This window comes from Vibrio sp. 10N.222.52.C3, from assembly GCF_041474195.1.
Taxonomy (GTDB): Bacteria; Pseudomonadota; Gammaproteobacteria; order Enterobacterales; family Vibrionaceae; genus Vibrio; species Vibrio crassostreae_C.
Map to the genome: position 1 here is coordinate 1 of NZ_JBFRTQ010000148.1, position 23,022 is coordinate 23,022.

Consider the following 23,022-nt stretch of genomic DNA (forward strand, 5'->3'; position numbering starts at 1 on the left):
CTTTACGGGGTCACTTCATGATCAGCGGCTTTCTTGATGGAGATAAGCGGAGGTTAGTTGTCCAACCCTTTAATTGGGTTCATCGAGTGATAAACGGTGTTCACGTCACCAGTCATCGACAAAGAACTCAAGTCATCAATGAAGAAACGGCTGGTCATTGTGTGCTTACCGCCATTGATAAAGATTTCGATCACTGACTTATCAACATAAACCTCGATGGTTTGCTTGGTGCTCAACCTCGGTGCTTTTCTCACTGAGCCAAACTCTTCCGCGTAGAGCTGAGACATCTTACTGCGATCAAGCATGAACTCCTTTTCTGTAGCACTGAACACGATGTTATCACCCGCAACGTTAGCAAGTGTAAACTCAAACTCGTCAGTATCAGTTTCGAGCTCAACCATGAAGCTGGTTGTATCCAATTCAAGAGCATTTTCAACCACCACAGCTTCACCCTGTAGCGCTTTCAATTCAGGTAAAGCAGACTGAACAAGATAGCCATCTTGGATTTGAAGTTCGCGTGGTAACGACAACATGCCCGCCCACTGATACTCATTAGATGGTGTATCAATCTCAGGCAGACCAATCCAAGCAATCAGAATACGGCGGCCTGTATCATCTAAATAAGTCTGTGGTGCATAGAAATCGAAGCCATAATCTGGCTGCGCAATATCTTGGTGGTTTTCCAGTTCTACCGAATCGAGATTTAGGCGGTCACCGACGATATAAGCCACCGAGTAGATATTTTTGAAATCGTATGGATTTTCGCTAGACACACCTTGTGGAGAAAACAGCATCACCGACTGATTCTCTATTTCAAAGAAATCTGGGCATTCCCACATATAGCCAAGGTTGTTGTAACGAGTTTGAATTGGACCTTTGTGCTGCCAATTCATCAGGTCTCGGCTGCAATATAGCGCCATAGAGCCAGTATTTTGAGGCGTTTGAGCACCCACAACCATCAGATAATCGCCGCCCTGTTTCCACACTTTTGGGTCTCGGAAATGTTCGGTGTAGTGATCGTTTTCGATAACCACGCCGTGCTTTTCTATTTTGCCGTCAGCAGTCATCTTGGCAAAACATTGAGTTGGCACTCGCAACCAATTTCCGTCGCGCTTGTTACCTGTAAAAAACAACAATGCATTGTCGTTTTCAACCAATGCACCACCAGAGTAAACACCGTGAGAGTCGTAATCTTGGTCTGGGTGCAAGCCAATGCCGTGGTCTTCGAAATGAACGAAGTCTTTGGTAGAAAGGTGGTACCAGTACTTCATACCATGGACGGGGCCAACTGGCGTCCATTGGTAAAATAGGTGGTGTTCACCATTAAAGAAACACAGACCATTCGGATCATTAAGCAGACCAAACTTAGGCGCAATATGGTAGCTTGGATAGCCAGAGTCTTGTTTGCGAAGCTCTACCATCGCATCAATACTCTCTAGAGAAATATCTTCTATACGGCGATATCTTTGCTCTACTGTCCAGTTCGAGTTCAAACTCATACACTCTCCTCTACGGCATTCGTATTTGAAGAGTCTTTTTGAATAAACTGAGTAAGAGCTTCTTGCGTTGGAAGTGCGGTCATTGCGCCTTTTTGCGTGGTCGCCAGTGCACCACACCCATTCGCCCACTGAATTGCAGAATCGACGACTTGTTGATTGTTCCACTCATCATCTTGAGAAAGCTTTGCAAGCAAACCGCCAACAAAAGCATCGCCTGCACCCGTGGTATCCACTGGCGTCACTGAGCGACCTGAAATCAACACACCTTGGTTTTCAAATACTCGCCAAACGCCTTTCGCGCCCTGCGTAACCAGAACAAGCGTGTTGTTAAGATCTGCAATGTTAGCCAAACCTTGTTCCATCGAAGTTGAATCGGTTAAGAAATCCAGTTCTTCTTCTGAGAATTTAACCACATCAGCCAATTCAACCGCTTTCATGACCACAGACTTAATTTCAGATGGGTTTTGCCACACTTCATCACGAAGGTTTGGATCGAAGCTGATGTAACCGCCCGCGGCTTTCATACGTCGGATCGCTTCGAAGGTACTGCTTCGGCTTGGTTCATTAGCCAAAGAGATCGAGCAGACGTGTAGCCACTCGTTTTTCTTAAATTCGGGAATGTCTTCAACAGACATAAACTGGTCGGCACTTGGCTTAACCATAAACGTAAAGCTACGCTCGCCTTGGTCATCAAGATCGACCACCACGGTTGACGTGCGTTGTTCAGGGTCCTTCACCAAACGCTCGGTATTCACACCTTCCTTTTGCAGAGTCACTTCCATAAAAGTGCCAAACGGATCGTTACCCACTCGGCCAAAAAATGCGCTTTTGCCTAAAAGGCGAGAAATCGCTACCGCGACATTAGCAGGCGCACCGCCCGGACATTTCAATAATGTCGCGTCAGTCTCCGGAATGAGGTCGACGACGGCGTCTCCAGTTACCCAAACTTGATTCATCTTTCTTACCTTAAAACTGAAAATCATGACAACCGAAAGCGATGGCAATCGAAAGCAGTAGCAACCAAAAGCAAGGTGACACTTCACGCTGTCATGTAAAAATATAAAAAGGCTAGCTAAGCCAAATCACCTAGCTAGCACCCCAAAGCTTAGGAAGTGAAGTGAAAAGGGGGGCTTCACTTCTAGGGAGAAACGTTAAGCTGTTGCTTTAATGTTTTGCTTGCTGCGCTCGCGCAGACCTAAAACAACGGTCAGAGCAAAGGCAGTCACGAACGCGATAATCATACCTACCACGTAGTAGCCAATCTTTTCTGGTGATATTGAGATGATGCCAGGAATACCCGCCGCACCCAGTGCTTGTGCTTTCACATTGAACATCGTGATAAACGCGCTTGAAATCGCAGCGGCACAAACCGCAGCAATGAATGGATAGCGAAGCTTCAAGTTCACACCGAACATTGCAGGTTCAGTAATACCAAGCAAGCCAGTCACACCAGAAGGAATCGCGATACCTTTCATTTTCTTATCTTTACTCATGAAACCAACCGCCAGTGCCGCTGCACCTTGTGACACGTTAGACATCGCCGCGATAGGGAAGATAAACGTACCACCAGTTGTTGCAATATCCGCAAGAAGCTGAGTTTCAATCGCGATAAAGCTATGGTGCATACCAGTAATAACAAACGGCGCATAAATCAAACCAAACACCGCACCGCCAATGAAGCCAGCACTGTTGTATAACCAATTTAGGCCGTCACCAAGCAGGAAGCCGATATCACGAGTAAATGGACCAACAATCGTGAATGTTAACAAACCAGTTATGAAAATCGCCAATAGCGGCGTTAGCAAGTTATCCAGAACCGAAGGAATAACTTTACGCAGCCCAAGCTCAACTTTCGCTAGAATAAACGCAGAAACAAGAACGGGTAGTACTGAACCTTGATAGCCTACTTTCTCGATTTCGAAACCTAAAATGTTCCAAACCGGAATGCTGCCCGACACTGATGCGCCACCGAAGCCCCAGCCGTTAAGCAAGTCTGGGTGAACCATCAACATACCTAAAGCCGCGCCAAGGTATGGGTTACCACCAAACTTCTTACTCGCTGAAAATGCTAATAAAATAGGTAAGAACACAAAAGGAGCATTAGCAAATGTATTGATCATGTTTGCTAAGTCGGTCAAACCCGGATTAGCGTCGATTAAAGATTTGCCATCAATGAATAAGCCTTGAGCCGTCAATAGGTTGTAGATACCCATCAACAAACCACCAGCAACAATCGCCGGAATGATTGGTACAAAAATATCAGACAGGCCTTTCACCGCGCGTTGCAGGATATTTTGGTTGTCAGCACCTGCAGACGCCACATCGTTGGTCGACATTTCCGTCATTTCAGTCAGCTTAGCCAACTCAGCATAAACTTGGTTTACGATGCCTGAGCCAAAGATGATCTGATATTGACCTGCCACTTTAAACTGGCCCTTAACCCCTTCTAGGTTATCAATCGCCTGTTCATCAATTTTATCTTGGTCTGCAACCGCAAGACGCAGACGAGTCGCGCAGTGTGCGAGTGCGGTGATATTACTTTTACCACCTAATAGAGAAAGCAGCTCTTTTGCTATTTTTGGATAATTCATTACATACCCCATTGGATTATCATTTGAGCTTTTGAATTTTCGGGAACGTTTGCAAAACAAATTTTTGCCTAGAAATAACAAATGATCAAAGATAACTGCTCAATAGTGTGAGAATGATCTTCAAATTATCTCCCTAGGATAAGAAGACAGGGTTAAAATCCCCTAATAACAGGTAAATTTGATGCTCTGTTTGCAAACAATCCCAAAACTAAAATTACAATTGGATAATGAATAATGGCTAGTCTTCATGATGTCGCTCGTCTCGCTGGAGTTTCCAAGTCGACGGTTTCAAGAGTAATCAATGATGAGTATGGCGTAAAAGACGCGACCAAGGTGAAGGTGCGTAAAGCGGTTGAAGAGTGTGGCTATCTCCCAAACCAAGTCGCTAAAGACTTAAAGTCCCAAAAAACCAACCTGGTTGGCGTGATTGTTCCTAGGGTTTCTTCCCATGCCACCTCTCAGGGTGTCGATGGTTTAACCGCCGTCTTAGAGCAAGCGGGCAAGCATGTATTATTAGCGAGCACACACCAAACACACAATAAAGAACTTGAATATATTCAGATATTTAACCAGAGGCGTGTTGAAGGTATCATCCTGTACGCGACCCACCTCGACAACCAATTAGTCAAAGCGATTCAAAGCTCTGCCGTACCCGTGGTATTGGTTGGTCAAGACGGGTCAATGTTTAACATCCCAAGCATTGTGCACGACGACACTCGCGTAGGGTTTGAAGCGGGTAATCGCCTCATAGCGAAAGCTTGTAAGCATATGGGATTCATCGGTGTGCAAGGTGATGATATTGCGGTTGATAAGATGAGATCGGAAGGCTTCGCTCAATCGCTTCAATTTAACGACCTCACACTGCAATTTCACGCCCGTGGCGACTTCACCATAGAATCAGGTTACCAACTGGCGAAGCAGTATCTCAAGGAGCACACCAAGCTCGACGGCCTATTCTGCGCCACTGACCGTATCGCAATCGGTGCGATCAGAGCCATTCAGGAAGCAGGGCTCGTTCCAGGAAAGGATATATTGGTGCTCGGTGTAGGTGACGATGAGCTCGCTTCAGTATGCACACCAACGCTGTCTACGTTTAACTATGCGTTTGATAAAGCGGGAGAAAATGGAGCCAAGCTGCTACTCGACCGTATTGAGAAAAAAGGCTTTGAAATGAGCAAGATGGTGTTGACCTTCACCACTATTGACCGAGAGTCTTGCTAGCGATTTATTTCAGAGATCAGGTTATCCCAAGATAAAAAATGCCAACCTTCGAGTTGAAACGATAAGGTTGGCATTTGCTGATGCGACTATCACATCATGAGTAACACTCTCTATCTAAACGATATATCAAGCAATTAGAACCAAGTTTCCATCTGCAGTGCAAACAGAACCTCGCCGCCCTCTCCCATCGTTGCAGCATCTGCTTCAGTGCTGATCGAGTAACCATTTAGGTCTTCACTCCAATCCACATAGCTCACAGCGAAACGCAGTTCTGGTCGGTCAAAGAAACCAGTGCTAGTTGAAAGCTTGAGTGTTGGTGCAACTGTCGCTTTGTAGAAACCGCCGCTCGCTTGCTCTGTCGAGTTGTCTAAATCCATGTATTGCAATGAACCTTCGTAAACCATCTCAAAGTTCTCTGTGAACTCTTGAGCTAATCGAACGTTTAAAGAAGCCCATGTGAACTCGTCATTCTTCTTCAAACGGTCTTGGCTATGCTCTGCCATTAATGCAGGTGCTAAGCGCCAGTTGTCGCCAATGCGAGTGACACCGTAGCTAAACAGGCGAACGGCTTTCGCGTCATCCAGTAGATCACCATTTGAACCGATGCCTTTTAGCTCTGCACCTAGGCCACTACCCACTAACATACCCGTTTTAGAGAAGCCTTCGCTCAGACCAAAGAAGTTGTCTCCATGGTACGCAAACATTGCGTGTACACCGCTTTCAGCTGCGCCATTTAGGCGGCTATCGTTGTCTGCTGAGGTCATACCGCTCAACATCACTTGCCATTGGCCAATACGGTTATTCATGGTTGCAATGTAGTTTTCTACATCTGTTGACGAGCTATCAATCTCACCAAAATCTCGGCCATAAATAGAGAAATTCGCTTTCCAGTTGTCGCTCATCTGAACGTCATAAACGCCCGCACCAGTACCTGATAAGAAGACAATATCCGAATCGAAAAAGTGAATATCAAAGTTGTCGCGATCGAATCGTTTACCCGCCCAAAACGTTGCTTCAGAAAACGCTTCAGATTCAGAGAACATGCTCAGACGGTTCAGTTCTGAATACACTTGTCGCACATTCAACTGGCTTTCGCTGGCAGTCCACTCGTTATTTGTCTCAGTACTGTCGGCCAACATGATGCGAAACAAAGCACTAGAGCCATCGTCTGCAAATCGCTTATGAATCAAGTTCGCTTCAACGTAATGATCATCTTCAACACCAAGACGTCCAATTGGAGCTCCAATGGCACCCGCCGCTGTCATGTAAGGACCAGTACCTGTCGCGCCGTTTAGGTCGTCGTTGATCAATAACCCAGAGCGAGCATAGCCGTGAAACTCAAACGAAGAAGCCTTTTCATTGGCCTCGGTAGAGACCTGCTCTGTTTGTGCAACCCTTTGTTCTAATTCATTAATACGTTGCTCTAATGCTGCAACGTCTTCACTTGCTAATACCGATGTAGTCATTAGCCCCATTGTTACAGCAACCGCTAAAATGTGTCGTTTCATTCTGATGTTCTCACGTTAATTGTTTTGGATTATCTGCAAACGTTCCCAAAATAATTCGTAAGCACATTTCGGCTTATACTTTTGATGTATAAGCTCTATATCGAAGAAGAAATAGAAATCAGTCGTGTTGATTACTTCACTTTTGTATCTGAGTGGATGATAGATCGATAATTTCGGGAACGTTACCGAAAATGCATAATTCTGATAACTTTGTCACAAGTGAAATTGATTAATGGGCGAAAAATAGTGTATCGCGCACATTAGCTATCTCAGAAAAATAGAGAGAAAATCCAGTACGAGAATTAGGAAAGGCGCTAAAAAATGCAACAGGTTGGCTATAAAAATTAAAGCCTGAGAAGCGATTTTTCAGGCTTTAGAAAGGCGTTCATTGATAACAATAGGTCGTTTTTGAAAAGTGTATGACATTAACTAACGTGACAGTTTATAGAAGAGTAAAGTGTTTAAAAGACTACTTTCTCTTACCCTGCTCCACCAGCTTTTCGTTCCATGCCGTATTGCCGTCACGCTTAGTCACGTCATACTCTGAACAGAACTGAGATATGGTCATATTGTTATCGCCAGTGGCAAGCTTGAGAGCCAACTGAACTTGTTGAAGCTTGCTTTGCAGTCGCAAGATTTGACCAGCATTTGGGCTTTTCTCTTTGGCGTATTTTAAAGCCGCATGCTTACGTTCTGCCGCGCCCGCTCGGCGATCTGCTTCTGATAACAGATACTTGAGTTGAGCAACACTCTTGCCTTTCTTGAAGGCAGGATCAAGCAACTCAACGCATTCATCAAACGATGGATCGATAACGTATGGGTCAACTTTATGAGCTTGTTGGCGCATCCATTCGAGTGCGAGTTTTTCATCTGACATAATTACATCTTTACCAAAGAAACAGCCCTATATGGTATCGCTCAATAGCAAACCGCTGCAATAACAAATTGAGTGACTTTACGCCTTTTTACACTGTGCCGATTGACTAATTTAACAATCACAGCTCCAATAGTTGGCTTTAACGCATCACAAACAGCTCTTCGTGGTAGTGCTTTTCAATATCAAATTGATAGGTGTCTAATTCTTTTTTCAGTGATGTAGAGAACAACTCCGGCCCGCAGAAATACATCTCGTACTCGTTGAGGTCGCCACATTGATTGACAATTCTTCCGGCGTTTAGCCGCGGTGAGTGCAAGGTATCTATCACGGTCAACTTCACACCAACCGCGTGCGCTAGGTGCCACAACTCATCGATTAATTGCTTATCAACACCGCGAGTACAATAAAACAGTTGAATACGAGGATGATCTCGTTCTGTTTTGAGCGCTTCAAGTGTTGCAAAAAACGACGCTATCCCGACACCACCAGCAATCCAAATTTGTGGCTTGCTTAGGTCAAAATAAAGTCGACCATAGGGTCCTTCAACCGTAACCGCATCGCCCGCTTTCACTCGTTCATATAGGCCATTAGTAAAATCACCCAGCTCTTTGATCAAAAAGCGCAGCTCTGGATCATCACTGCCAGAAACAATGGTAAACGGATGCGGGTCTTCATTACCGAAACGCAAGTACGCAAACTGCCCAGCTTTGTGACCTTGCCAAGATGCCTCCGGTTTTAACACCAGCTCCATCACTTCAGCTTGTGGAAAATAGCGAGTCGAGATAATCTTCGCTGAGTGACGATTACGACGCCCAACCAAGCCCAACAAACTGTAAATCGCTGCGATAGACCCAGCCAAAGCAAATCCCACAGTTAGATAATAAATAGGTTCTCCCCAATACGCTCGTTTAAGCAGGATTACTGAGTGGAAAGCGATAAACAGGTACGCAACCGACATCAGACGGTGCGACAATTTAAACGGTTTGTACTTCACTGCCGCCCATAGTGACGCCACCAGTAAAATGAGCAACAAGTAGAAGCCCCACTCGCCAATACTCTGAGCAATACCGCGTAATTCATTGACCCATAACTCCCATCCAGTCAAAACAGCTTGCGGCCCTGAACCATCGTGTCGAACAGGCTTATCTAACACACCAGACACCACCAATGACTTAGGTATTTGGTACCACAACCAGTGTGTCACACCCAGTGCAACACCACCGATACCGAGCCATTTATGGACTCGATATGCTTTATCCATACCTTTCAGCCAATTCTCAACCATAGGCAAACGCATCGCCAAGATCATTGTGATGGACATTAACACCAGAGACAAAATACCTGAGTACTGAATCATGGCTGAGCGCCATTCAAAGACATCGCTTGAAGCGAATAATTGCGGTTCCATCGCAAACCAAAAGGCTGACATTGTGGCAATCATTGCCCAAATGATATTGCGGACTGTTTTCATTTGTTAACACTCATAAAGACGACATCATTACTTTAGCTCCTGTGATGTAAAGGGACGTCAACGTACGTAAATCTATGCAAAGGATCTCGTTCATTGTGCTGTAGCAGAGATAAAAGAGACAAACTGCCCACGGCCAATAAGCGCTCTTTGATCGATAAAAGCGGATTCTTCGTACATATAAGTCCGTTAGTGAGCATGCTCGAAGATAACAATAAATGAGAAGAAGAGAAGATATGAAGGACATGACCCTTTCTAAACAAGATATCCAAACAATGGACCCGCGCCACCGCATTCGTTTGGTTAACTCCCTATCTGGATTTAAAAGCGCCAACCTAATTGGTACTTGTGATAAACAGGGGCTTGAAAACCTTGCGATAGTGAGCTCTGTCATTCACCTAGGGTCTGATCCCGCGCTGCTTGGTTTTATTGTTCGCCCAGATAAAAGCCGACGTCATACGCTAGAAAACATCCTAGAAACTAAGTACTTCACCGTTAACAGCATTGGTGCTGACTTTGTTAAAAAGGCCCATCAAACCTCGGCTCGCTACCCTAAACCAGTCTCAGAATTCAACGCGGTCGGCTTAACGGCCTATTATGACGACACATTCCCCGCTCCCTTCGTCTTGGAGAGCAGTTTAAAGATAGGGTTAGCGTTCAAAGAACAGATAACAATCGAAAGCAATCAAACGCAAATGTTGATCGGTGAAGTTATAACGATTCACGCACCCAAACGCGCCTCGATGCCGGATGGCTACCTTGATTTAGAAGCGTTGGATTTGGTCACGGTATCAGGGCTTGATAGCTACCACGTAACTCAAAGACTGCACCGATTAAGCTATGCAAAACCACAACAGCCACTCTTTCCACTCACTCGTGAAGGTAACCCAACTTCATGGGAAGCTTTCGAACTCAATCTAAACTAATTTTGTTCGGCAATTTGCTATCAAAAGTGCTAACGTCCTTTAATTCCAAGAGATGCATCTCACACAGGCGCATCTCACTGAGCACACTATTCATTCTTACGTCTGTTTCCAAGGACCCTTTTGAAGTTAACTCACTTTAAATACAAAACGCGCGAAGGCCCAGACTACCGACATGGCGATCAGGTGTCATTCATGGACATCAAACAAACCTTCGGTATGGGCAGCATTCGTGTGGGTGCTTGGGTGACGAAAGAAGAAAAAGAGTTGGCCGCAAATCTGATATTCGATTCGCTAGCCGACTTGGCTTACATCTTGGCTTTGCCACCAGAAGCGATTGGCCTTCGCGGCACATTAGGCTTAGCGTTCGGCAGTGGCGGCAGAAAAGGCGTACAAGCACACTATGCCCCGAACCAACGAGAATTAGCCCTCGCGAAGAATGCCGGAGCTGGCGCGCTCGCTCACGAGTTTTGGCATGCATTTGACCACTATATCGCTGAGAAAGCGTTTGAAATCGGCGATACCTCTGGCCCTCGCAAGCAGATCCTGTTCGCCAGCGACTGTTGGTTGCACGATAGAACGGTGCGACCTCATCCATTAAACGAAAGTTTGATGTCTCTGTTTGATGCCACACTGCTTAGCGACAATAACTTGGACAAACACGATTATGTGGCTCGCAGTGTGATTGCCGACAAAGCGATGTCTGCCCGTTACTTCTCACTACCCACAGAGATGATGGCGCGCGCTTTTGAATCCGTGATTGAATCGTGTTCCGATATCAAGAACGCTTATCTAGTGGATGGCACAACCAAGCCTGATATGTACCCCGTGTATCCTGATATGGCGCACCGAGAACAGATATACCAAGCCCTGCAAGGTTACTTCGCACCATTAGGCCAATCTTTGAGTAAATAGCATTTTGAGTCAGTAACTCTCTGCATATTTACAATGAATGACATGTACCATAAGTTGATCATGTGTAAGCTCTGATATAACATGTACAACAAGCGGAACATGTAGAATAGTTAATTCATGAATGATTAACTATTCTGTGTATATAGAAAGATTAAACATATCCAAAAACAACAGGGTAAATAAGTGATGAATATTGTTTCTTTTACTGAGGCCAGAAATAGCCTTAAGTCTGTGCTCGATAGAGTGGTAGACGATTCTGATGTTACGGTAATAACCAGACGAGATTCAGAAGATGCAGTGGTAATGTCTCTTGATCATTTTAATTCAATGCAAGAAACCTTGTACCTAATGAGCTCGCCTAAAAACGCTGAAAGATTGGCTGAATCCATTGCTCAACTCGAAACCGGAAATACAACCGTTCGAGAATTGAATAATGACGAATGATCGAAAGATTGTATTTACAGATAATGCTTGGGAAGATTACCTATACTGGCAAACCCAAGACAAGAAAATGCTCAAGAAACTAAACAAGTTGATTGAAGCTGCCAAAAGAAAGCCCTTTGAAGGGATTGGAAAGCCGGAGCCACTAGTCGGCAACCTGTCTGGCTTTTGGTCAAGACGAATCGATGACAAGAATCGATTAGTGTATAAAGCAGATGACGATAACTTTTACATAATTGCTTGTCGTCACCACTATTAAAAGCAGTAAGCAGCACATAGAAAGAGCAGTAATGATCAGTTGGCCATCTTTGGTAAAACTCGACGGTGACGATGAGCTTATTTACGTCGCGTCAGAACAAGATTTCCAGGTGGAATGCTCAGATATGATCTTGGGCGAAGATGATTACCTCATCGATTCAGTTGGCGACAGCTACTCGCTACAATCAAACTCAAACCAACTGGGTTTAGCTAAACGAACTGAGCAGTATTCAGTAGAAAGCGTGACTAAGCTGATACGAAATCATGAGTTCCAGAAAGCCGAAGTGTGCTTGATGAAGATTCACTTCCTGACGATTGAAGAAGCGATTCAGTCTTTGGCTTTTGAGCCACGTTAATAGTTCATTTAAAAGCTAATAAACGAAACCTGTTAAAACAAAAACAGCGCCAATTTAGGCGCTGTTTTTCGTTGTTGTCTTGGCTATTTCAAAAAAAGAGTTAATACATTAAGCGATAAAAATCTGAGCCAGTGCATAACCTAAGCAACATGCGCCGACCACACCAATTAAACCAACCGACATGAATGAGTGGTTGAAGTACCACTTACCAATCTTAGTGGTACCAGACACATCGAAGTTCACCGTAGCGATATCTGATGGATAGTTCGGGATGAAGAAGTAGCCGTACACTGCTGGCATCAAACCGATAAGCAGCGCTGGATCCAACCCTAAACCAAGGCCAACAGGCAACATCATTCGTGCAGTTGCAGCTTGCGAGTTCACCACAACCGATACGATGAATAGCGCTAGTGCGAACGTCCATGGGTAGTTAGTCACCATTTCCACGATGCCAGACTTGAACTGAGGCATTGCGTATTGGAAGTAGGTATCCGACATCCAAGCGATACCGAAGATCGCAATCGCCGCCACCATTCCCGATTTGAATACCACACCATTTGGCACATCACGCGGGTCAGTTTTGGTCGCCAGCAAGATGATACCGCCGAAGCAGAGCATCATCATTTGGATGATCACCGACATCTTGATTGGCTTGTCACCGTCAACGATAGTTCTGATCTCAGGCACCATCGCCACGATAACAATCACAACAATTGAAAGTAGGAAAATCAATACCGCATTACGAGCCGAAGTTGGAAGTACTTCATCCAAAGAGGTCGCAGTGGTGCTTTCAATGCGCTTTTTCCACTCTGGATCTTTTAGACGAGCTTGGTATTCAGGATCGTCGTTCAGTTCTTTACCACGTTTCAAGCTATACAGAGAAAGCAAAAGTGTGCCGAACAAGGTTGCAGGAACTGTCACCATCAGAATAGAAAGCAGAGTAATAGAGTGTTGGATATCAGAAAGTTGCGCGAGGTAATAGACCACAGCAGCAGAAATTGGTGATGCAGTGATAGCCAGTTGAGACGCAACAGACGCAGCCGCCATCGGGCGCTCAGGACGAATACCATTCTTCAACGCAACATCGCCGATGATTGGCATAATTGAGTAAACCGCGTGGCCAGTACCCAATAGGAAAGTCATCGAGTAAGTCACGAACGGTGCTATCAAGGTAACGCGTTTCGGGTTCTTTCTCAGTACCCTTTCCGCCACTTGCAGCATGTATTTCAAGCCACCCGCCGCTTCGAGGATCGAAGCGCAGGTAACAACAGCGAGGATGATCAGCATTACGGTGACAGGTGGAGACGTTGGTGGCATCTTGAAGACAAACACCTCGATAACCAAGCCAATCCCAGAAACAACACCTAAGCCGATACCGCCATACCGAGACCCGATATAAAGGACGACTAATAAAAATAGAAACTCAAAATACAACATAAGCAACCTTGCTAAAAATGTGGACTAATTATATTTTGTCCTTTAGTTCAGCCTTTTACTTATTACTTGGTCACACTATGATTGCAGGCTTCCGCAAATTGTTTTTTATAAGATTATGGTCACGCTAACACGCCCGTAAGTTTATGAAATGTAATAAGAAGCCAGACGCAATACCTAGATTTGTTATGTGGGATAATCATAATTGTTTCTGTTAGATCTGGATGGCCTATAAAATATCAGGCTCATAACTGAACGATATTATTCCAACCACAATCAATCACATTTAAAGTCATTCAGAAGCATATTGCCGAGCCGATTGGATACATTCTTACTGAACGTTGACTCGCCTATCACTAGACACTATGTCAAAATATCCGCCCTCACGACGACAACACAGAAAGAACCACGTATATGAATTTTCAAGCTGCTATTTTTGATATGGATGGACTGCTGCTCGACACCGAGCGACTTTGTATGCAGGTATTTGAAGAAGCATGTCACGCGCAAGGTGTTCCGTTTTTGCAGGATGTTTACCTAGGCATCATTGGCTGTAACGCAAAAACCATCGAACAGATTTTTCGAAACGGTTACGGTGAAGGGCTAGATTACCCAGCGCTGAATAATGAATGGCGCACCCGCTACAGTGCAATTGTTAAAAACCAAGCAATCCCAGTAAAAGATGGCGTGATTGAACTGCTTGAATGGCTAAAATCGAATGACATTCCAATCGCGGTGGCGACCTCCACTCAGCTTGATATCGCGAAGAAGAAGCTTGAGCTGGCTGGCCTAGATTCTTACTTCACTTCATTAAGCACAGGCTGCGAAGTGACTCACGGCAAGCCTCACCCAGAGATTTACTTGCTGGCGGCTGAACGCCTAGGTGTTGCGCCTGAAACCTGCCTAGCGTTCGAAGATTCGAACAACGGAATTCGCGCTTCTATGGCAGCCAACATGATCAGCTTCCAGATCCCTGATTTAGTAGAGCCATGTGACGAAGTGAAAGCGCTTGGACACACCATCAGCCCTTCTCTGCATGATGTGCTAGCACAGCTTCAACAAGCTGCAGCTTAAGCTCTGACTGCCGTTGATAATGCTTTTATCAACGTAGACAAGCCCCTCTATTAAGCCGACTCATAGAGTCGGTTTTTTTGTTGATATACTTTTTATAAAAGATAAAAACTCGCGCTTGAAACTGTTAAAGTCGATTTGGGATAAATGCTAAGTAATCAGCAAGATTGCTAACGTCTAAATATGGAGACAGAGACGCGTGAAGGAAAAGTTTGAAGACCAACTGCTTGAGTTTGCACAGCAAGAAATGACACAAGATGCAGCACACGACATCAGCCATATTAAGCGTGTCGTCAAAACCGCAAAAGCTTTGTGCGATCAAGAACAAGCTAAGCTTGAAGTCGTGTTACCCGCCGCGTATCTTCATGATTGCTTCACCTTTCCTAAGAACCACCCAGACAGAGCCCAAAGCTCGCAAATGGCAGCAGATAAGGCGATCTCTTTCCTCAAATCTATCGACTACCCCGCGTCCTATCTTGATGAGATCCATCATGCCATTGTCACGCACAGCTACAGTGCCAACATCACACCTGAAACCTTAGAAGCTCAGATCGTCCAAGATGCCGATCGCCTTGATTCTCTCGGTGCAATTGGTATCGCTCGCTGTTTGTATGTGGGTCAGAGCTTTAACGCCGAGCTGTATAACCACGAAGACCCGTTCGCTGAACATCGTGACTTGGATGACAAGCATTACAGCGTCGACCACTTCTACGTGAAGCTGTTTAAGCTAGCAGAAACCATGAATACAGAATCAGCCAAGTTAGAAGCCAACAAGCGCACCGATTACATGCGTGGCTTTCTTGAGCAGTTGGGCACGGAAGTTTAGCGGTTTAGAAAAAGAGACACGCGATAAGGAAGAGACAAGGATATGGAAATAAACCGCTTTAAAGCCTCCGATGCCAATGAGATCGTCACTTGGTTCACATCACTCGAAGACTATGTACTGTGGGGCGGACGAACCTTTGGTTGGCCGTTAGAAGCCGCCTCCATCATCGAACGCTCTCAAGAGCCTCAAGTTGAGCTATATACCTTCTCTGAGTCTAGTGCTCTCTCTGAACTGAATTCGAACGGCAATAACTCAGAACTGATCGGGTTTATGGAGTTTCAACGTATGTCAGACAGTGAACTTCGATTCTGCCGAGTGGCCATTCACCCAAGTCAGCGTGGTAAAGGGTTTGGGCAGTCCATGATAGAAAGTGCATTAGAAGCCGCAAAACAGATCCCTGATGTCACCACCATCAGCTTAGCGGTATTCCAACAGAATCACGGTGCGAAACGTTGCTACGACAAAGCGGGCTTTCAAGTGGTAGACAAAGAACCAAAATTCAAAGAATTCAATGGCAATACCTGGCCCTTGTATCAGATGGAATTAAAGCTCAGCTAGCGTGTTTTACTCGGCTTGATCGTTTTAATTAACAGACTTACTTTCGTTAACAGAATCGTTTTAATTGCCAGATTCGACCCCATATCATTAAGCATTGGCTACACAGATGTAATTTGGAACCTTCAATGACCCAAGAAAAATTCGACACCATTTACCAACGTGCCGCTCACCGTAAAGGTGGCGCAGCAGAGCTCGAAAAGATTGTTCGTGCGCCTCTTTCACAGACCGAGTTATCACAAATTACCGACGACCGTTGGCTAGCCGCTTTTACCGAGAAGGTATTCCAGTGTGGTATTTCGTGGAATGTGGTGAGAAAGAAATGGCCGCAATTTGAAGAAGTGTTCTTTGAATTTAATATCGAAAAAATGCTGATGCTGCCGAATGAGATGTGGGAACAAAAAGCGCAAGACCCGCGCATTATTCGCCACCTCACTAAGGTGATGACCATCCCTGCCAATGCAATGATGATCCACAATGCCAAGCGTGAAGCGGATTCCTTCTCACAAATGGTTGCCGACTGGCCATCAGAACGAATTACAGAACTTTGGGATTATCTGAAGAAACACGGTAAGCGATTAGGTGGTAACACAGGTGCTTACACCTTGCGCCAAATGGGAAAAGACACGTTTATCTTATCTTCTGACGTTGAAGCGCACCTGCGCAGCACAGATGTGATTGATAGCGGTCGTAACACCAAACGAGCACAAGTCGCGGCAAGTAAGGCTTTCAACGAGTGGCAGCAGCAATCAGGTCGTACCCTGAGCGAAATAAGCCAGATCGTCGCCTACAGCTGTGGCGATAATCGCGTCTAGTTCAATAAGAATGACTTAAAGCTTTAGAACGCACGCAGTTCACTGCAAACTAAATGTTATAAGTCATTAACAAATAAGCGTGCATCGCACTTTCATCCGGTGGCATTGTATAGATAAATGTATACAATATAGAGTAACACTCATGAATTATTCTCGACCAACCCAACTCGACTAAACAAGGGCCCTTATCTCTATGACAGCTCTCAAAAATTCTGTCTCCAAAGGTGTAAAAACAAAAGTAACAGGCCAGACTCAAGACGATGTTGTTTACTGCCATATCTTCGACGCGATACTAGAACAAAGGCTGCCACCAGCCACCAAATTAAGCGAAGAAGCGTTAGCAGAAATCTTTAGCGTTAGCCGTACTATTATCCGCCGTGCCTTGCTGCGCCTCTCCTTAGAACAAGTTGTGGTGATCCGTCCTAACCGAGGTGCTGTGATTGCAGCCCCAACAGTAGACGAAGCCAAGCAGATATTTAAAGCACGTGAAGTGATGGAAATTGCTATCACTGAGCTAGCGGTTAAGAACGCAACCAAAACCCAAATCGACGAGTGTAGAAAACTGGTCGCGAAAGAGAACTGCGCCTTTGACCAAGGTGACTATGGTTCTGGCTTACGTTTATCTGGTGAGTTCCACATCAAATTGGCTGAAATGGCAGAGAACGCGCCACTGCTGGCTTTCCAACGCAGCTTGGTATCGCAAACTTCACTGCTGATCGCTCAGTACGAAACGGGCAACCACTCGAACTGTTCTCTAGACGAACACTCAGGCTTACTGGATGCGATAGAGTCAGGCAATGAACAACAAGCCGTAGAGTTGATGCAAGAACACCTAAGCCATATTCGTTCGAAGCTCAACCTAGACAGCAGCACAGCTTCTAGTGATCTGCATGTCGTGTTCTCAGATCTGCTTAAGAGTAAGTCATAGACGATTCAACAAACGATTGATAACCATCTGTTAACAACTTTTTGTTAACAGCTTTTTGTTAACAAAACTGGAGAGAAGTAAGCCCCTGCGTTTGCTTCTCTTTTTTATGCCCTCTCACCTAAAAATAAAGACGACGATCGGCTCACATCCATCTAAAACACTGTCTATTCTAGCCTCAACAACGATCTTAGCCTCTACAGAATCACTCCCAACAGTGCCATAAATCTTGTCTTTATCTTGTATACATAGCTATCCATTCATTCACACCATAAAACTGTTCAATCTCAATCCAAACCCTTATAAAACAGACGACTATGACCAAAATTAAATTGTATACAATTCACGACAAGCCATCTTTGTTATATTTTTGTAAATAAATAGTTGACCGCAGGGTCAGGATGGATAATTATTGACCTAGAAGTCAAAAAGAATACACATGGAAATATGTCGATTTACAAGGAGGTCTCTTGATTACTTTTTTGCTCAATCAGGAAATAAGACGCGAAGATAATCTGTCGCCAAATATGACAGTGCTCAACTACCTTCGTACCAAGATAAATAAGACGGGTACAAAAGAAGGTTGTGGGTCGGGCGACTGTGGCGCATGTACGGTAGTTCTGGGTGAAGTGGTTGATGGACAACTGCAATACCGCTCGGTGAACTCTTGCCTTACGTTCGTTTCAGCGCTGCATGGCAAGCAACTGATCACAGTAGAAGATCTGCAAAATCGAGATCGCTCATTGCACCCAGTGCAAAAAGCGGTGGTTGATTTTCACGGTTCACAGTGTGGTTACTGCACGCCGGGCTTCATCATGTCGATGTTTGCGCTAGGCAAAAACAAACCCGATGCGAGCAAAGAAGACGTCATGGAATCACTGGCGGGTAACCTATGTCGTTGTACAGGCTACCGACCAATTGTTGATGCTGCGATGTCACTTTCAACAGACCAACCTTTGATCGACCAATTTGCTGAACTTGAACGCAACACCATCAAGAAGCTACAAAGCATTCAAGACACTGAGGCCAACTTACGCCTTGGTCACCTCACCGCTTTTTCTCCAAAAAGCACCGATGAGTTGGCCAAGCTTTTTCAAGCCCACCCGAACGCTAAGCTGGTTGCTGGCGGTACGGATTTAGCGCTGGAAGTGACGCAATTCCATCGTGAGATTGAAACACTGATCAGCGTGAACCTTGTTGAAGACATGAAGGTATGTGAAGAGACCGACACCGATCTAATCATTGGTGCCAACCTGCCTATCAGTGATTCTTACTCACTATTGAAAAAACACTACCCAGATTTTGGTGAACTGCTGCATCGCTTTGCTTCACTGCAAGTGCGTAACCAAGGCACCATCGGCGGTAATGTAGCGAATGCTTCGCCTATCGGTGACACCCCTCCTCTGCTGATTGCCCTTAACGCAAAGATCAAACTTCGTTGCGGTGACGAGTCACGCACCATGCCGATTGAAGATTACTTCATCAGCTACAAAGTGACGGCGCAAAAAGAGAGTGAGTTCATTGAACAGATCATCATTCCTAAGCCAACTAACGACAGCTTCCGAGCTTACAAACTGTCTAAACGTTTAGACGACGACATCTCTGCGGTGTGTGGTGCGTTTGATATTCAAATCGAAGACGGCAAGGTTTCTTATGCTCGTATCGCTTTCGGCGGTATGGCTGCAACACCTAAGCGCGCGGCGCGTTGTGAAAATACGTTATTAGGCAAACCATGGACAGACGCTAATATTAAGTTAGCGATGCAGGAACTGTATAACGACTTTGAGCCGCTATCTGATTTCCGTGCCAGCCAAGAATACCGTTCATTGTCGGCAGCCAATATGTTGCGTCGTTACTTCATTGAACAGCAGAACAAAAACAACCAAATCGAAACAAGGGTAACGTCTTATGTCTAAATCAAATTCCTCTGTTCACAAGAGCAATGCGATGACCCACGAAGAGATGGTTACCATTGCAAAACAAGACCTAAAAACTGGCGTAGGTAAAAGCGTTAAACACGACAGTGCAGCCAAGCAAGTCACGGGCGAAGCGGTATACATTGATGACCGCCTAGAGTTCCCAAATCAGCTGCATGTATACGCACGCCTGAGCACGCAAGCGCACGCTAACATCACCAAAATAGACCTATCTCCATGTTACGAATTCGAAGGTGTGGCAATTGCTATTCAAGCGAAAGACGTACCGGGTGAACTGGATATCGGCGCCATCCTACCGGGTGACCCACTGCTTGCTGATGGCAAAGTAGAATACTACGGTCAACCTGTGATTGCCGTGGCAGCTAACGATTTAGAAACTGCACGTAAAGCCGCACACGCTGCAATCATTGAATATGAAGAACTGCCTGCGATTCTTGATGTAAAAGAAGCGCTAGAGAAAGAACACTTCGTAACAGAAAGCCACACTCAACAACGTGGTGACTCGAAAGCCGCACTGGCAAAAGCGAAACACGTGATCTCTGGTGACCTAGAGATCGGCGGCCAAGAACACTTCTACCTAGAAACCCAAATCAGTAGCGTGATGCCAACCGAAGACGGCGGCATGATCGTCTACACCTCGACTCAAAACCCGACCGAAGTTCAAAAACTGGTTGCGGAAGTGATTGGCGTACCGATGCACAAAGTCGTGGTTGATATGCGTCGTATGGGTGGTGGTTTCGGTGGTAAAGAGACCCAAGCGGCCTCTCCAGCATGTATGGCTGCGATTATTGCTCACCTTACAGGCCGACCGACCAAAATGCGTCTGCTGCGTAATGAAGACATGCAGCAAACCGGTAAACGCCACCCGTTCTACAATCAATATACAGTCGGTTTTGACGACAACGGTGTGATTCAAGGTGCCGACATTACCGTTGCAGGTAACTGTGGCTACTCACCAGACTTATCAAGTTCTATCGTCGACCGTGCGATGTTCCACTCAGACAACGCCTATTATCTAGGTGATGCAACTGTGGTTGGTCATCGATGCAAAACCAATACCGCATCGAACACCGCTTACCGTGGCTTTGGTGGCCCGCAAGGCATGATGACCATCGAGCACATCATGGACGAGATTGCGCGTTACCTGAAAAAAGATCCTTTGGAAGTACGTAAGGCGAACTACTACGGCGAAGAAGGCCGTAACGTGACCCATTACTACCAAACCGTTGAAGACAACTTTTTACCTGAGATAACCGAACAGCTTGAACGCAGCAGTGACTATCACGCACGTCGTAAAGAAATCGCTGAGTTCAACAAGCAGAGCCCTATCTTGAAGAAAGGCCTTGCTATCACACCGGTGAAATTCGGCATCTCGTTTACTGCGACTTTCTTGAACCAAGCAGGTGCGCTCATCCATATCTACACCGATGGCAGTATTCATTTGAATCACGGTGGTACGGAAATGGGGCAAGGCTTGAACATCAAAGTGGCACAAATCGTTGCACAGGAGTTCCAAGTCGATGTCGAACGTATCCAGATCACCGCTACAAACACAGACAAAGTTCCGAACACATCACCAACCGCAGCCTCATCGGGCACCGACCTCAACGGTAAGGCCGCGCAAAACGCCGCAATGACCATTAAGCAGCGCCTGATTGACTTCGCTTCTTCGCACTTCAAAGTGTGGCCTGAAGAGGTGGTATTTAAGAACGGCATGGTGCAGATTCGCGACGAGATCATGACCTTCAACTCATTTGTTGAACTGGCTTGGTTTAACCAAATCTCGCTATCGAGCACTGGCTTCTACCGCACTCCGAAGATCTATTACGATCACGAGAAAGCACGCGGTCGCCCGTTCTACTACTACGCATACGGAGCATCTTGTTCAGAGGTTATCGTCGATACCCTAACCGGTGAAAACAAGATTCTACGTGTCGATATTTTGCATGACGTGGGCGCTTCATTGAACCCAGCAATTGATATCGGCCAAGTCGAAGGTGGCTTTGTGCAAGGTGTCGGTTGGTTAACGACGGAAGAGTTGGTTTGGAACCAGCAAGGCCGCTTGATGACCAATGGTCCTGCGAGTTACAAGATCCCGGCGATTGCTGATATGCCAATTGATTTTAGAACACATCTTTTAGAAAACCGTAACAACCCAGAAGACACCGTCTTCAACTCGAAAGCTGTGGGTGAACCGCCTTTCATGTTGGGTATGTCGGTATGGAGCGCACTGAAAGACGCAATCAGCTATGTCGCCGTCGATGGCGCGATTCCTAAGCTCAACACACCTGCAACGCCAGAACGTATTCTGATGGCGATTCAGGAAGTCACTGAAACGGCTCCGACTTCGGTCGATGCTCAATCAGAAACGGCTTAGGGCTCGGTTTATATAGACCGCTTAGGGCGCAATAAATAGCTTAGAGCACCTATAAATAGCTTAGGAAGCATAGAAGGGATTTAGGAGGACGTATGTTTAAGGATAATTGGATTCACGAACTGGCAAAACTGGAAGAGAACTACGAACCGTGTGTGATGGTGACGGTTCTTGAAGACAGAGGCTCCGTTCCACGCGATGCGGGCACAAAAATGCTTGTCACTCGTGACCGAATCATCGCTACGATTGGTGGTGGTCACCTTGAACATGTGGCCACCAAAATGGCTCGCGAGATGCTGATTGCCAGCGAAAAATCGCTCAAAGTGGAACGCTTCAACCTAGGCGCTCGCTTAGGCCAGTGTTGTGGCGGAATGGCAACACTAAGCTTTGAACCGATTGGCACTCAACAGAACCACCTTGTGCTGTTCGGCGCAGGCCATGTTGCCAAAGCGCTGCTGCACATTGTCGCGACTCTGCCCTTCCGTGTGACCTGGATTGATGAACGTGAAGAAGTGTTCCCTGAAACGCTGCCACACGGTGTCAAAAAGCTTGTCTCAGACGATCCAGTCGGTGAAGTAAAACACATGCCACCGAACAGCTACTACCTAGTGATGACACACAACCACCAGCTCGATTTTGACCTAACCAAAGCCATTATCGACCGTGAAGACAGCCGTTACTTCGGCATGATTGGCTCGCTTACTAAGCGCAAGAAGTTCGATTTCCGCTTAGAGCAACGTGGTTACAGCCAAGAACAGATAGAAACTATGATTTGCCCGATTGGCATTAGTGCGGTGAATGGCAAACATCCTGCCGAAATTGCAGTATCGGTTGCAGGTGAACTGATCGCACACTATCAAGGGCAAGCACTTGAACAAAAGCGCCCAACCAAACAATATCGAAATCAGGATTTGACCGATCAACACAGTCAACCAAGCGACGTAGGCGAACCACCATTGGAAGAGAAGATCGCCTAATAAAAGTCGCAAAGCTTCAGTGGCCATAACGTCGCTGAAGTCATTAAAAGG

21 protein-coding genes are annotated in these 23,022 nt (G+C 45.7%); 14 read left to right on the forward strand and 7 right to left on the reverse strand.

The genetic code is table 11. The annotated features are described in order from the left end of the window. Positions 1–53: 53 nt before the first annotated feature. From AB4517_RS19755 to AB4517_RS19765, 3 genes are all read right to left on the reverse strand, one after another. Positions 54–1,499: a sucrose-6-phosphate hydrolase gene (locus AB4517_RS19755; RefSeq protein WP_372100790.1), complete on the reverse strand. Its 1,446-nt coding sequence runs from the start codon at positions 1,497–1,499 to the stop codon at positions 54–56. Continuing rightward, positions 1,496–2,455 carry an aminoimidazole riboside kinase gene (locus tag AB4517_RS19760; protein WP_017061624.1) on the reverse strand — a complete coding sequence of 320 codons (960 nt, stop codon included), beginning with the start codon at positions 2,453–2,455 and terminating at the stop codon, positions 1,496–1,498. Before AB4517_RS19760 ends, AB4517_RS19755 begins: the two co-directional genes overlap by 4 nt. Before the next feature lie 195 nt (positions 2,456–2,650). Then, positions 2,651–4,090, reverse strand: a complete 1,440-nt coding sequence (locus AB4517_RS19765) for a sucrose-specific PTS transporter subunit IIBC (RefSeq protein ID WP_017061623.1) — start codon at positions 4,088–4,090, stop codon at positions 2,651–2,653. 234 nt (positions 4,091–4,324) lie between these two features. On the opposite strand from AB4517_RS19765, the gene AB4517_RS19770 reads away from it, so the two are divergent. After that, positions 4,325–5,311, forward strand: a complete 987-nt coding sequence (locus tag AB4517_RS19770; RefSeq protein ID WP_017064973.1) for a LacI family DNA-binding transcriptional regulator — start codon at positions 4,325–4,327, stop codon at positions 5,309–5,311. Positions 5,312–5,445: 134 nt separating this feature from the next. On the opposite strand, the gene AB4517_RS19775 is transcribed toward AB4517_RS19770, so the two are convergent. From AB4517_RS19775 to AB4517_RS19785, 3 genes are all read right to left on the reverse strand, one after another. Beyond that, entirely contained in the window at positions 5,446–6,819 is a 1,374-nt protein-coding gene (locus tag AB4517_RS19775) for a carbohydrate porin (protein WP_102320859.1), read from the reverse strand. Between the two features lie 469 nt (positions 6,820–7,288). Next, on the reverse strand, positions 7,289–7,696 hold the full coding sequence (locus tag AB4517_RS19780; RefSeq protein WP_017061620.1) for a hypothetical protein: 408 nt from the start codon (positions 7,694–7,696) through the stop codon (positions 7,289–7,291). Positions 7,697–7,835: 139 nt separating this feature from the next. Beyond that, complete coding sequence (locus AB4517_RS19785) at positions 7,836–9,167, reverse strand: ferric reductase-like transmembrane domain-containing protein (protein WP_372149342.1); 1,332 nt, start codon at positions 9,165–9,167, stop codon at positions 7,836–7,838. Positions 9,168–9,400: 233 nt separating this feature from the next. Here AB4517_RS19785 and AB4517_RS19790 point away from each other — a divergent pair, with 233 nt between their 5' ends. The 5 genes from AB4517_RS19790 (at position 9,401) to AB4517_RS19810 (ending at position 12,057) form a co-directional block, all read left to right on the forward strand. Further along, on the forward strand, positions 9,401–10,090 hold the full coding sequence (locus tag AB4517_RS19790; RefSeq protein WP_372149345.1) for a flavin reductase family protein: 690 nt from the start codon (positions 9,401–9,403) through the stop codon (positions 10,088–10,090). 120 nt (positions 10,091–10,210) lie between these two features. Beyond that, on the forward strand, positions 10,211–11,002 hold the full coding sequence (locus AB4517_RS19795) for a CLCA_X family protein (protein WP_372149348.1): 792 nt from the start codon (positions 10,211–10,213) through the stop codon (positions 11,000–11,002). Positions 11,003–11,188: 186 nt separating this feature from the next. After that, positions 11,189–11,446: a type II toxin-antitoxin system Phd/YefM family antitoxin gene (locus AB4517_RS19800; protein WP_017069755.1), complete on the forward strand. Its 258-nt coding sequence runs from the start codon at positions 11,189–11,191 to the stop codon at positions 11,444–11,446. After that, positions 11,436–11,702, forward strand: coding sequence for a Txe/YoeB family addiction module toxin (locus tag AB4517_RS19805; protein ID WP_372149351.1), 267 nt, complete (start codon positions 11,436–11,438; stop codon positions 11,700–11,702). Before AB4517_RS19800 ends, AB4517_RS19805 begins: the two co-directional genes overlap by 11 nt. Positions 11,703–11,733: 31 nt before the next feature. After that, positions 11,734–12,057: a DUF4144 domain-containing protein gene (locus AB4517_RS19810; protein ID WP_372149417.1), complete on the forward strand. Its 324-nt coding sequence runs from the start codon at positions 11,734–11,736 to the stop codon at positions 12,055–12,057. 108 nt (positions 12,058–12,165) lie between these two features. Here AB4517_RS19810 and AB4517_RS19815 read toward each other — a convergent pair whose 3' ends face one another. Beyond that, on the reverse strand, positions 12,166–13,494 hold the full coding sequence (locus tag AB4517_RS19815; RefSeq protein ID WP_004732879.1) for an anaerobic C4-dicarboxylate transporter: 1,329 nt from the start codon (positions 13,492–13,494) through the stop codon (positions 12,166–12,168). Between the two features lie 411 nt (positions 13,495–13,905). On the opposite strand from AB4517_RS19815, the gene AB4517_RS19820 reads away from it, so the two are divergent. The 8 genes from AB4517_RS19820 to xdhC all read left to right on the forward strand — a co-directional run bounded on the left by AB4517_RS19820 (position 13,906) and on the right by xdhC (position 22,971). Further along, on the forward strand, positions 13,906–14,565 hold the full coding sequence (locus AB4517_RS19820; RefSeq protein WP_017069081.1) for an HAD family phosphatase: 660 nt from the start codon (positions 13,906–13,908) through the stop codon (positions 14,563–14,565). A gap of 196 nt (positions 14,566–14,761) precedes the next feature. Continuing rightward, complete coding sequence (locus AB4517_RS19825) at positions 14,762–15,388, forward strand: HD domain-containing protein (RefSeq protein WP_372102140.1); 627 nt, start codon at positions 14,762–14,764, stop codon at positions 15,386–15,388. A gap of 42 nt (positions 15,389–15,430) precedes the next feature. Continuing rightward, positions 15,431–15,946: a GNAT family N-acetyltransferase gene (locus AB4517_RS19830; protein ID WP_372149441.1), complete on the forward strand. Its 516-nt coding sequence runs from the start codon at positions 15,431–15,433 to the stop codon at positions 15,944–15,946. Positions 15,947–16,071: 125 nt separating this feature from the next. Then, positions 16,072–16,758, forward strand: coding sequence for a DNA-3-methyladenine glycosylase I (locus AB4517_RS19835; RefSeq protein ID WP_061033026.1), 687 nt, complete (start codon positions 16,072–16,074; stop codon positions 16,756–16,758). A 193-nt stretch (positions 16,759–16,951) separates the two neighbouring features. After that, a complete protein-coding gene (locus tag AB4517_RS19840) occupies positions 16,952–17,686 on the forward strand; it encodes a GntR family transcriptional regulator (RefSeq protein ID WP_372149444.1) in 735 nt (244 codons plus the stop codon). Positions 17,687–18,153: 467 nt separating this feature from the next. After that, positions 18,154–19,599: a xanthine dehydrogenase small subunit gene (xdhA, locus tag AB4517_RS19845; RefSeq protein WP_372149523.1), complete on the forward strand. Its 1,446-nt coding sequence runs from the start codon at positions 18,154–18,156 to the stop codon at positions 19,597–19,599. Next, complete coding sequence (xdhB, locus tag AB4517_RS19850; protein ID WP_372149526.1) at positions 19,592–21,997, forward strand: xanthine dehydrogenase molybdopterin binding subunit; 2,406 nt, start codon at positions 19,592–19,594, stop codon at positions 21,995–21,997. The genes xdhA and xdhB overlap by 8 nt, the downstream gene beginning before the upstream one ends. A 92-nt stretch (positions 21,998–22,089) precedes the next feature. Further along, positions 22,090–22,971 carry a xanthine dehydrogenase accessory protein XdhC gene (xdhC, locus tag AB4517_RS19855; protein ID WP_017630713.1) on the forward strand — a complete coding sequence of 294 codons (882 nt, stop codon included), beginning with the start codon at positions 22,090–22,092 and terminating at the stop codon, positions 22,969–22,971. The last annotated feature ends 51 nt before the right edge of the window (positions 22,972–23,022 follow it).

Coding starts and splice junctions, on each gene's coding strand:
- AB4517_RS19755 (WP_372100790.1), bottom strand. CDS start 1,499: ATGAGTTTGAACTCGAACTGGACAGTAGAGCAAAGATATCGCCGTATA.
- AB4517_RS19760 (WP_017061624.1), bottom strand. CDS start 2,455: ATGAATCAAGTTTGGGTAACTGGAGACGCCGTCGTCGACCTCATTCCG.
- AB4517_RS19765 (WP_017061623.1), bottom strand. CDS start 4,090: ATGAATTATCCAAAAATAGCAAAAGAGCTGCTTTCTCTATTAGGTGGT.
- AB4517_RS19770 (WP_017064973.1), top strand. CDS start 4,325: ATGGCTAGTCTTCATGATGTCGCTCGTCTCGCTGGAGTTTCCAAGTCG.
- AB4517_RS19775 (WP_102320859.1), bottom strand. CDS start 6,819: ATGAAACGACACATTTTAGCGGTTGCTGTAACAATGGGGCTAATGACT.
- AB4517_RS19780 (WP_017061620.1), bottom strand. CDS start 7,696: ATGTCAGATGAAAAACTCGCACTCGAATGGATGCGCCAACAAGCTCAT.
- AB4517_RS19785 (WP_372149342.1), bottom strand. CDS start 9,167: ATGAAAACAGTCCGCAATATCATTTGGGCAATGATTGCCACAATGTCA.
- AB4517_RS19790 (WP_372149345.1), top strand. CDS start 9,401: ATGAAGGACATGACCCTTTCTAAACAAGATATCCAAACAATGGACCCG.
- AB4517_RS19800 (WP_017069755.1), top strand. CDS start 11,189: ATGAATATTGTTTCTTTTACTGAGGCCAGAAATAGCCTTAAGTCTGTG.
- AB4517_RS19805 (WP_372149351.1), top strand. CDS start 11,436: ATGACGAATGATCGAAAGATTGTATTTACAGATAATGCTTGGGAAGAT.
- AB4517_RS19810 (WP_372149417.1), top strand. CDS start 11,734: ATGATCAGTTGGCCATCTTTGGTAAAACTCGACGGTGACGATGAGCTT.
- AB4517_RS19815 (WP_004732879.1), bottom strand. CDS start 13,494: ATGTTGTATTTTGAGTTTCTATTTTTATTAGTCGTCCTTTATATCGGG.
- AB4517_RS19820 (WP_017069081.1), top strand. CDS start 13,906: ATGAATTTTCAAGCTGCTATTTTTGATATGGATGGACTGCTGCTCGAC.
- AB4517_RS19830 (WP_372149441.1), top strand. CDS start 15,431: ATGGAAATAAACCGCTTTAAAGCCTCCGATGCCAATGAGATCGTCACT.
- AB4517_RS19835 (WP_061033026.1), top strand. CDS start 16,072: ATGACCCAAGAAAAATTCGACACCATTTACCAACGTGCCGCTCACCGT.
- AB4517_RS19840 (WP_372149444.1), top strand. CDS start 16,952: ATGACAGCTCTCAAAAATTCTGTCTCCAAAGGTGTAAAAACAAAAGTA.
- xdhB (WP_372149526.1), top strand. CDS start 19,592: ATGTCTAAATCAAATTCCTCTGTTCACAAGAGCAATGCGATGACCCAC.
- xdhC (WP_017630713.1), top strand. CDS start 22,090: ATGTTTAAGGATAATTGGATTCACGAACTGGCAAAACTGGAAGAGAAC.